Annotated in this window: 2 protein-coding genes; both read right to left on the reverse strand. The window is 37.4% G+C overall.

Going from position 1 to position 725, the window contains the following annotated elements:
• Positions 1-136: 136 nt before the first annotated feature.
• Complete coding sequence (locus tag EAE90_RS24845; protein ID WP_422616018.1) at positions 137-316, reverse strand: helix-turn-helix domain-containing protein; 180 nt, start codon at positions 314-316, stop codon at positions 137-139.
• 170 nt (positions 317-486) lie between these two features.
• A partial coding sequence (locus EAE90_RS23295; RefSeq protein WP_246551126.1) for a fucose-binding lectin II occupies positions 487-725 on the reverse strand: 239 nt, incomplete at its 5' end.

A 725-nucleotide genomic window follows, 5' to 3' on the forward strand; every position in this document is an offset into this window, starting at 1 on the left:
CATAGCAATATGAAATTGCTTTAGTCTTACATTGCTCATTACCCGTGTTTAACGTGTCAATATTTCCTACCGCCACAAATAAATAATTAGCCTGAGAATATTTTCAACCCTTAAATATGAATATTGGGCACGGTGCTTAAGTCACGTTATAGACGAAATAAACACAACCAAAAGTTTGCTCAAGCATTTCTGTCTGCTCTTGAGTCAATATTGTATGATGCAAGGATTTCGATGTGAACCTGACAGAACTTAGCGGAGGGGAGATTAGATGTATTTTATTGATTGAATATCTTCCCAAAGTTCCGGTCCTGGTCATTCATGGGGAAAATTTCTGGTTAATTCGATAAAATAATCCAGAGAACAGGCAATTCTCTGAATTATTTTAAACATGTGAAGTTGTTCAAGTGTTTTAACCGAACAGCATTATTTCTTAGGGATTTGGCATTTTATTTTTATTGATGATGCAATTTCTAAAGCATATGTCATTCACATTAGCGGCCAATTCAATATCACAACGCAATCATTGTAATTATTCTTGGTACCGTTTTCGGCGCCGATAGTGGCTGTCCCGGGTTTTTCATCAAGGGTATTATAGGCATAACGGAGCTTGCAGGGTTTACCATCGCCTTCAATCTCAATACAGATTTTGCCTGTACCGGATGTATAGGCTTTAGTCGCCATTAGATTATCTGTTCCTTTGCCGGTTAATGTATCTACCAGAAGAT

Source organism: Photorhabdus caribbeanensis, assembly GCF_018448885.1.
In the GTDB taxonomy this organism is placed as follows: domain Bacteria; phylum Pseudomonadota; class Gammaproteobacteria; order Enterobacterales; family Enterobacteriaceae; genus Photorhabdus; species Photorhabdus caribbeanensis.

What these genes read in the sequence shown, in the direction of transcription:
- EAE90_RS24845 (WP_422616018.1), bottom strand. Translation starts at nt 316, where the DNA reads ATGACCAGGACCGGAACTTTGGGAAGATATTCAATCAATAAAATACAT.